Source organism: Streptomyces sp. NPDC060064, from assembly GCF_042736455.1.
GTDB lineage: Bacteria > Actinomycetota > Actinomycetes > Streptomycetales > Streptomycetaceae > Streptomyces.
Map to the genome: position 1 here is coordinate 158,390 of NZ_JBHWWF010000021.1, position 8,348 is coordinate 166,737.

Below are 8,348 nucleotides of genomic sequence, written 5' to 3' on the forward strand. Positions count from 1 at the left end.
GCTGCCAGTCGCCCTGCCCCATGCCCGACCCCCTACTCGAAGGTGCCGAGCAGACGCCCGTACACACCGAACGCCCCGAGCAGCAGCGGGAACAGAGCGATCACGCCGACCGACTCCACCGCATCCCAGAACCGCCGCAGCCGCACCCGTACATGCTCGGCCGGCTGCACGGACAGCAGGACTAGCGGCATGACGACCAGCGCCACCAGAAGTACCAGGGCCCCCACTGTCCCGGAATGCTCCAGCCACACCCAGGCCAGCCGCCCGGTCACCGCAGCCGCGGCCGCCAGCAGCGCCACCACCTCGGCGACCAGCGGGAACGCCCGTGCCCGCAGCGCCAGTACGACACCGAGGACCACCGCGAGCGAAACCGTCCACACGGTCGGCTCGCGCAGCACCAGAACCCCGGCCATGGCCGCAGAGACCGCCAGGACAATGGTGGCGAGTGCCAGCCCGCGATGGGTGGCTGCCAGCGCGGTCGACACCTCATACCGGCTCACCGAAGCCCCGCCCGAACGCCGGTCATCCAGCCCCGACAACCCCGAAGACATCAACGCGAGCCGGGGCAACAATCCCAGCACCGCCGCCGACACGACAGCGAGCACCGCACCTGTGCGTGCCTGCCCCATGGCTGTTCCGGCTCCCGACTGCGCCGCGAGGGCGATTTCCCAGCAGACCGTGGTCACGGTCACCGCTCCGGCGCCGGCAATCCCGCCCCGCCCGAGCGGCGAGACCCAGCCGAGCAGCAGCAACGCCACAGCCACAGACCCGGCCACGCCCGCGAGCCGCAACCCGCCCTGCCAGCCGTGCGCGTCTGCGAGGGTCCAAGCGCCGAGCACCCCGAGGGCCCCGCCCATGACAAGGAGAGGGGTGGCCAGTGCGCCCCGACCGGCCTTCCCCAGCAGGGCCCCGACCAGCGCAGCCACAGTGGCGACGGCCACGAGTACGCCACCCACAGCCGACAGTCTGAGCTCACCTCGGGCCAGCACACCGGCGGCCAGCGCCCACAGCACGGCAGCCGTTCCGGCCACCACCCGCCGCGCCGCGGGCCGCCACCGCCAGGCTCGTACATCCAGATCATCCGCGGCCTCATCGGTGATGTCATGCACGACTGGCGCCGACGGCGCATCCTCCGCCCGCACCAGCCGCAGCACCGCACCATCTGGCACACCCGCCGACTCCAGCGTGGCGTCATCGGCCAGCGCCGAACCGTCCGCCCTCACCAGATGCCGCAACTGCGGCCGGGCCGAGGTCTGATCGTCCAGGACCCGGATCACTTCGGGCAGCAGCAGACCGACCGGCTCCCGGGAAGGCAGTACGAGATCCACCCGCCGCCGCTCGCCGACCAGAGTGACCCGACTCAACGCTGTACGGTTCAACGATCCCGCAGATATCACGCGTTCGAACCTATCATCGAGAAGAAGAAGCCTTACTGGGCGCGGAAGTCTGCTGCACCGAGGGCCCGTACGGACTCTTCCCGATGAGCCGATGCGAAACGAACGACCACCCCACACACCCCGCACACAGCACAGCCGCGATCACAATCCCGGCAAATGCCTTGCCGAGCCGCTCATCCAACGTACGGCGCTGCCGCTGCCCGCCGAACAACAACGCGTCCCGCAACCGGCGGCGCCGCACCGACACAGACTCCAGCAACTGGCTGTCATAATCCTGCGCCGCCACCACTACCCATCACCTACCTCGTGCTGATCGACTGTCATGTCTCGAACTCGCCTGGCCAGCTACGCTCCAGCAGGTACTTGGGCAGGCGCTCGGACCCGACCTCAACGGCAAATCCGGCATCGTAGGCTATGCAGGCGATGGCGAGAGGGCCGAGGGAGCGATTGCCGTCACGTGCGCCTCAGGTGGGGAACTCACCGAGCCAGCCGTGCTGGAGCAGGTGCTTGGGCAGGTACTCGGACTCGACCTGGATGGGGATTCCGCCGTCGTGGGCGAGGCAGGCGATGGCGAGAGGGCCGAGGGCGATGGTGCCGTCGAGGTCCGCCTCCCGGTCCTCGTCCAAGGTCCAGTACGCCTTGTGCAGCTTCAGTGCCTCCACCAGGGCCGGACTGAAGCCCTCCTCGTCCTTGCGCACGAAGTGGTAGAAGAGGTTGATCGGCGGATAGAGCAGACCCTGCAGCATGTCCCGCGGGGCGACCCGCGCCACAGCGGGATCCGACACCTGGAACGCGGCGGTGAGCTTCTCCACTAGCCCCGGCCGCTGCAGCCAGTACGTCTGCAGAGTGTCCACCCAGTAGTAGATGTACTCGTCGTACTGCCCCTCCGGCGAACGCAGCCGCTCCAGCGGAATCTCGCACAGCTGCGTCATCCTCTGCTGCTCACGGCAGACGACTGCCAGCCAGAATGCCGTCAGCCAGTTCCCCGCGTCGGCGAACGACCGTGGTCCGATAGCCGGAAGGGTCCGCATCTTCCGGTCGATACGGCACTCGACGGTGCCCTCGCTCGCACTCGTCACGGCGAACAGCGCCGAGCCCAGCTGCATCGCCTTGACTGCGGCCTCCCACGTCTCCGCCGCCGCCGCTCGTGGATCGACGATGCAGCGAGCGCGCAACGCCATGACAGCTGTGCTGAACGCGAAGTCGATCATGTCCGCTGACTCTTCGAGATCGTCGATTCGGCTGGCCACTCGCCGGCCCAGCCGCTCCGCGAATCGCTCGGCGTCGGGTCCTGGCGCACCATGCCGGGCAACAGTCACAGTCACGGAAGGGTCCCCTTGCTGATGTCGAACCGTCGATACTGATAGCCAGTATACGTTCCCGTGTTCCTCTCCCCCTTGACGACAACGTATTCCAGTTTGCCCTCCTTGAGCGCCTTTTCCAGGGAATCTACGAGCTCGAATTCACCTCGCTTTTCCATGGCGGCGAGGATGTCGGAAAAGTACTCCCGGCTTCCCTGGGACACTTGCCTACCATCCGGAAGGGTGCGCCTGCCGAGCTCGGTGCCAGGACTGCTCTTGGCCTCGATGACGACCACTCGGCCGTCCTCGTGCTTCCACACCTGGTCGAACTGGTCATTGCCGTTCTTGGGCCCGAGGAGGGTCTCCTTCTCGAAGTCCGCGTAGCGCTCGGCGATGTAGTGATGTTCCGCTGCCTTCTCACCGAATTTCTCCGTTGCTTCGCCCATCGCGGTGTGGGATTCCTTGTACGTCCCCCTGGCTTCTCCCCACTGCGCGGCCGAATCGACGGTGCCTTGGATTTCGTGGGCCCTGCCGGTCTCTGCCTTCCAGTCCGCGACCTTGTTGTCCCACTCGACGGCGAAGTGGCGTGTCTGCGCGGCCTCTTCCAGGACCCGGAGCCTCGCCTTGCTCTTGACGGTGTCCGCCCCCACGCTGATGTACTCGTCATCTAGGAAATGCGGTTTGGGCGGCGCAGGAACGTCCCTGGCGCGAATCAACGGGGCGTCGTCCGACAGCCGGGTGAGCTGAGGCGGAGTGAACCCGCTTTCGTCGTGGATCTCCAGGCTTCGGCGCGTGCCGTCCTTCCTGTAGTAGCGCTCGAAGTATCCGGGCTCATGGTTGGCCCGGTAGAGCTGGATCTCCTCGATCTGCTTCAGCGTGAGCGACCCGCGAGGGCCATAAGGGTTGGCTCCCTCACGTATGAAGCTGGGGCGTTGGACCTCCGTGTGCCCACCGGCGATGTCACTGTCCGGCCCGGTCGCGCCATCCACACCATCGCCGGTCGCGTCGTCGCCGGTCCGGCCGAGGTCGTCCAGTCCGCCCCTTCCGTGGCTACCGGAGCCAGTACCGGCATGGCCATTGCCGACCGTTCCAGCACCCGACCTGGGCGTCTCGGAACCGACAGCGTGTGCGGCTCCGACTCTGCCCGATGCCTCTCCCGGGCCGCGAGGGGTATGGCTGCCGCCCCCTCTGGTCGCAGCGTCATGACTGGCCTGTGGCGGGAGGTTTCCGCCCGCAGGGGCTGGATCCTCAGGCGCCCGGGCGCCGGCGCCGACCAGGGCAGGCTCGCGCTGGGACGGTACTTCTTCAGGGCCTGTCCGCTCGACGGGGGGCTTCTCCTGGTGAGGAGCGGTGGTGTTGACCTTGCCTTCCGCGTTGACGGGGATGAACTTGCCGTCCTTGATGAGGACTTTGGAGCCGTCGGGGAGTTCGATGACGCTGTGCAGGCGCTGCGAACTCGCCGTGGTGTCGAAGACGTTGCGGATCCCGGCCGTGACCTCGGACAGCTTGGGCAGAGCGCTGATCGCCTTCCCCCCGACCGTGAGGCCTGCTGAGAGCGGGTCGAGGTAGGTGCCGACCTTGGAGGCCGTACCGGCTGCTTTGGCGAGCGCGCCGGCCTCGCCTCCCTTGGCCGCCATCGCGGCTGGTCCCGCGCCGAGGGTGAGGAGGTTGAAGGTGACGGTCGCCGACGCGCGGGCGGGGTTCTCGCCCCACATGTCCCAGGCGACCAGGCCTTTGCCGAAATCCTTGGCAGCGTGCTTCTGCCGGAGCTCGTCAGCGCTCTCCTCGTCCGGGCCGATCGTATGGTCCATGACCCAGTCGTAGGGTTTGGCGGTGTACTGGCCGATGCCCCCGACCATGTCCCAGATGTGGCCCCAGGCGTCGCTGGTGTCTTCCGGGCCTATACCGACCAGGGTCCCCAGGCCCTTGATGCCGCCCCAGATGTTGTCGACGACCAGCCCGTCCCACACGTAGCTCTTGGCCCAGTAACCGACCTCCCAGGCGTGGTGGGATTCGGATTCGGGCGTGCCCCAGGGCAGTTCCTTTGCATGCTTGAGGGCTTCGAGGCCGTAGCCGTACATCACCGACTTGTCGTTGACGGTGTGGCTGCCGTCGTCGACCACGAACCGCGGACCGCCCACGAGCGCCGAGATCTTGCTGGCGGCTCTTCGCTCGGCGTCCCGAAAAGCGCTCTCCGCAGCGCTCACGCCATCGATGAGCTTCTGATGGCGGTCGATTTTGTCCTCGTCGTACGTCCAGTCGTCGTCGCCCGCGACACTGTCGACGAACGCGAGGGCATCCGCCTTGAGCTGGGCCAGCTGCTTGGCCAGCGGCCGGGCCTCGATGGAGAAGGTGTCCAGTGCGTCGGCCACCGTCTCCAGCTTCGTCGCGAACGCCTCGGCCTTGTCCATGACCGGACGGGTGGTGTCGAACAGCTGGGTGTCCTCGGGCGCCTTGTAGACGCCGGCCAGTGCCTGAAAGCGGGAATGCACGTCCTTGCCGCCGTTGCGGACGCCGATGGCATCACTGCGCAGCGCGGAGACGTCCTTCTCCAGCTGGTCGAGGTTGCCGACGAACTGGGGTATGCCAGACGGCTCGATCATCGCTACTTCTTCCCGCCCTGTGAGCCATCCGGCTTGGGCAGTTTGACCTCCGGCGCGGCCAGGGCGAGATGCTCCGCGTTCGCGGCATGCTCAAGATCCCCAGCAACGTAGTACGCGGTGGCCTCACGCGCGCCGTTCACGGACTTCGCCGCACGCGCCCCGAGAAACAGCACATCGACAGCCGTCTTCTCGACGAACAGCGCCAGTGCCGCCCCGATCGGACCGGTCGGCGTCGGCCCGCAGTACGCCTCGCTTATCGTGCCCGCCGAGCTTGCCGCGCTGTCGATGTTCGTCCCGTACGACTTGGCGCTCTTGGCCACGTCGTCCATCGCCAGCCCGACCAGCGACGTCACCGACGAGACCCCGGACGGCGAGATGTCCCACCCCGACATGCCAATCCCCCATTTGCTGTTCTGCCCCCGTTACCCTCGCCCGCCGATTCGGTCAGCCGATGGCGTCGACCGCAGCCTTGGCCTTGGCCAGCGTCGACTGCGCCGTGCCGTCGTTCTGCTCCAGCGTCGTGCGTACGAGTCGGATGATCTCCCGTACCTGGTGCGCCGCCTTGTTCCAGCGGATTTCCTTGCCGTGGTACTCGTCGGAGACCCCGTCGGCCTGGAACTCGGTCATCGCGGCCTTCACCGCACGGTCCCGATCGCCTAGCACGGCCTCCAGCTGCCCGACGATCCCGTGCAGCCCGCCCTGCACCTCGGTGGAGGCGCCGGTGTCGTAGCTGAGCCGGTCCAGGTTCTGCCCCATGACTTAATCCCCCTATCGCCCGGAGAACCGGGCCGCGTCGAAATTCGCCCCAGCCATGCTCTGGTGGGCGTTGGACTCTTGCTCCTGGTCGCCGGTGCCGAACGCGGTGTTCATGCCGGACTGCCCGCCAAGGATGTCGTGCAGCGAACCGTTCAGGTCCGCAGTGATCTCGTCCGCATGAATCTTGAAGGTGTCGAACGCGACCTTCCCGGCCCCGTTGAACTTCCCCTCCAGCGGCTCCGCCGCCGCGATCAACTGCCGGATCAGCGTGCCCAGATCAGTACCGGACCCCTCCGTGGCCTTGCCGAGGTCGGACAGCGTCGTACTGCCCATGTCGAACTTCATGCACCCACCCCCGAATCGTCGTATGCGTAGCGGCCGGGCATCCGTCGCTGTGTGCACAAGTGCCCCGCGCGCCCCACTGCGCAGAACTCATGTGTATCGAAAGCATGTTGCATACGCAATGAGGTTCAGCGCCTATTGACAGGAATCCGGCCACGTGTGTGTGGTCAGGGCAGCGGATCGTGGTCGATCAGCTTGAGTAGGTTGAGAAGCTGCTTTGTTGCGGCGAGGGCTTCGGTCTTCTCCTCGGGGGCGTCGACGCGCCTGCAGGACAGGCCCAACCCTCCGGCTGACGGCAAGCCCCAGCACTATCAGGGCGGGACCGCCTTCCGGCTCGGCGACCGAGTCCAGCAAGTCCGCAACAACCCCCATCGCGGCGAAGCCGGGGTCTTCAACGGCAGCAGTGGCACCATCACCGCCCTCGACCAGGAGACCCACCAGCTCACCGTCACCTTCCAAGACGGCGAGGCGGCCGCCTACCCCTTCACGGACCTCGACGAGCTGGTCCATGCCTACGCGCTGACCGTCCATCGCTCCCAGGGCAGCGAATACCCGTACGTCATCGTCCCCATGGTCAACGCCGCCGGAATGATGCTTCTCCAGCGCAACCTGCTCTACACCGCCGTCACCCGCGCCCGCAACGGCGTCATGCTCATCGGCCAGAGTGAAGCCGTCGAACGCGCGATCGCCAACAACCGGACCCAGCGCCGCAACACAGCCCTCACCTATCGCAGTACCCACGCTGAGGCCGCCATACCGGAACCTCGCCCCCAGACCCGGCCGGGCAACTGGCCTGGGACTGACACCCCGCTGGACGCCGCTCCACCACCCAGCCTCGCCCGCTCTTGCCTACGCGGACTTGCGAAATCCCGGCCCAGCGTCGGCCGCGAGCTCCGATTCCGGGATTCCGACGACCTCCACCGTCACATCCCACGGCTACACGTCCAGTGTTCACATGTGCCCGAGATAAGTCGATCAACGTCCAACGATCGTCGAATTACCGACTGTTGCCGCGCAAGCACCCGCGATAACCTGCCCAGTGCGGCACAACCGGCCACACGCGAGGGGCACGAGGGGGATCGTGGAGGGGCGCGATGTGCGAGGGCACTACAAGGAGTTGGCGTCCGAGTACGACGAGCACTGGGTCTACGGTCCGGACTACATTCCCTGGATGTCCGGCCGGATCGTCGAGGCACTGCAGCTCGGCCCTGCGGGCCGGATCGCCGACATCGGCTCCGGTACGGGCCTGTTCGCCAGGGAAGTGGCCCAGCAGCTCCAGCCTCGCCATCCCATTCTGTGCGTCGATCCTTCCGAAGCGATGCTCAGTCAGCTCGGGACGCCGCCTCCGGCCGACCTGACGCCAATCGTTGCTTCTGCCGAGGACATCGCCGAAGGACGTACGCAGCTGCCCTACGAACAGCTCGATGCGATGTGGCTGAAAGAGTCGGTGCATCACGTGGCCGATCCGGCGCACACGCTTCGCGGCCTGGCCGACCGACTGGCGCCCGGAGGCTGGCTGCTGGTGGTGATGCTCCCGGCCACCATCCAGTACCCGCTGTTCGAGGCGGCACTCGCACGCTTCGAGGAACTGCAGCCGGATCCGGCCGTTATCGAGGGACACATGCGAGCTGCTGGGCTGGAAGCCGGTCTCAGCTATGTCGAGCATGAGCTGCGCATCGACCGGGACAAGTACCTCGGCATGGTGCGCGCCCGCTACATGTCCCTGCTCTCCACCTTCAGCGACAGCGAGATCGAGAAGGGCATCGAAGAGATGCGAGTCGCTCATCCGGAGCCAGTGCTGGTGTTTCCGGACCGCTTCGCGTTCATCCTCGGCCAGCGAGGTGGGGAGTCCTCTAGGGTCTGTTGCGAAAGTGCTGGTCAAAGCCATTCGTTGATGGCTGCGACCAGCACGGTGGCTTCGTAGCGGACGGCGAGTTTGTCGTACCTCG

The 8,348-nt window shown here is 66.8% G+C and carries 9 protein-coding genes and 1 pseudogene; 2 read left to right on the plus strand and 8 right to left on the minus strand.

Going from position 1 to position 8,348, the window contains the following annotated elements:
- Positions 1-32: 32 nt before the first annotated feature.
- From eccD to ACFWDI_RS24790, 8 genes are all read right to left on the minus strand, one after another.
- Positions 33-1,364 (minus strand): type VII secretion integral membrane protein EccD, encoded by a 1,332-nt coding sequence (gene eccD, locus ACFWDI_RS24755; RefSeq protein ID WP_385306908.1) that lies wholly within the window; start codon positions 1,362-1,364, stop codon positions 33-35.
- 46 nt (positions 1,365-1,410) lie between these two features.
- Positions 1,411-1,683, minus strand: coding sequence for a hypothetical protein (locus ACFWDI_RS24760; protein ID WP_385306925.1), 273 nt, complete (start codon positions 1,681-1,683; stop codon positions 1,411-1,413).
- 178 nt (positions 1,684-1,861) lie between these two features.
- Positions 1,862-2,722: an immunity 49 family protein gene (locus ACFWDI_RS24765; RefSeq protein ID WP_385306910.1), complete on the minus strand. Its 861-nt coding sequence runs from the start codon at positions 2,720-2,722 to the stop codon at positions 1,862-1,864.
- Positions 2,719-5,301: a hypothetical protein gene (locus ACFWDI_RS24770; RefSeq protein ID WP_385306911.1), complete on the minus strand. Its 2,583-nt coding sequence runs from the start codon at positions 5,299-5,301 to the stop codon at positions 2,719-2,721. The genes ACFWDI_RS24765 and ACFWDI_RS24770 overlap by 4 nt, the downstream gene beginning before the upstream one ends.
- A 2-nt stretch (positions 5,302-5,303) precedes the next feature.
- Complete coding sequence (locus ACFWDI_RS24775) at positions 5,304-5,693, minus strand: DUF6507 family protein (protein WP_326653781.1); 390 nt, start codon at positions 5,691-5,693, stop codon at positions 5,304-5,306.
- Between the two features lie 52 nt (positions 5,694-5,745).
- Positions 5,746-6,057, minus strand: coding sequence for a pore-forming ESAT-6 family protein (locus ACFWDI_RS24780; RefSeq protein ID WP_326653780.1), 312 nt, complete (start codon positions 6,055-6,057; stop codon positions 5,746-5,748).
- A gap of 12 nt (positions 6,058-6,069) precedes the next feature.
- Complete coding sequence (locus tag ACFWDI_RS24785; protein ID WP_326653779.1) at positions 6,070-6,402, minus strand: hypothetical protein; 333 nt, start codon at positions 6,400-6,402, stop codon at positions 6,070-6,072.
- A gap of 164 nt (positions 6,403-6,566) precedes the next feature.
- Complete coding sequence (locus ACFWDI_RS24790; protein ID WP_385306913.1) at positions 6,567-6,698, minus strand: hypothetical protein; 132 nt, start codon at positions 6,696-6,698, stop codon at positions 6,567-6,569.
- Here ACFWDI_RS24790 and ACFWDI_RS24795 point away from each other — a divergent pair.
- Both ACFWDI_RS24795 and ACFWDI_RS24800 read left to right on the plus strand, forming a co-directional pair.
- Positions 6,664-7,044 (plus strand): annotated as a pseudogene (locus tag ACFWDI_RS24795) (ATP-binding domain-containing protein); the annotation flags it as partial. The gene ACFWDI_RS24790 and the pseudogene ACFWDI_RS24795 sit on opposite strands and share 35 nt — an antisense overlap.
- Positions 7,045-7,516: 472 nt before the next feature.
- Complete coding sequence (locus tag ACFWDI_RS24800) at positions 7,517-8,323, plus strand: class I SAM-dependent methyltransferase (protein ID WP_385306915.1); 807 nt, start codon at positions 7,517-7,519, stop codon at positions 8,321-8,323.
- Positions 8,324-8,348 lie beyond the last annotated feature (25 nt).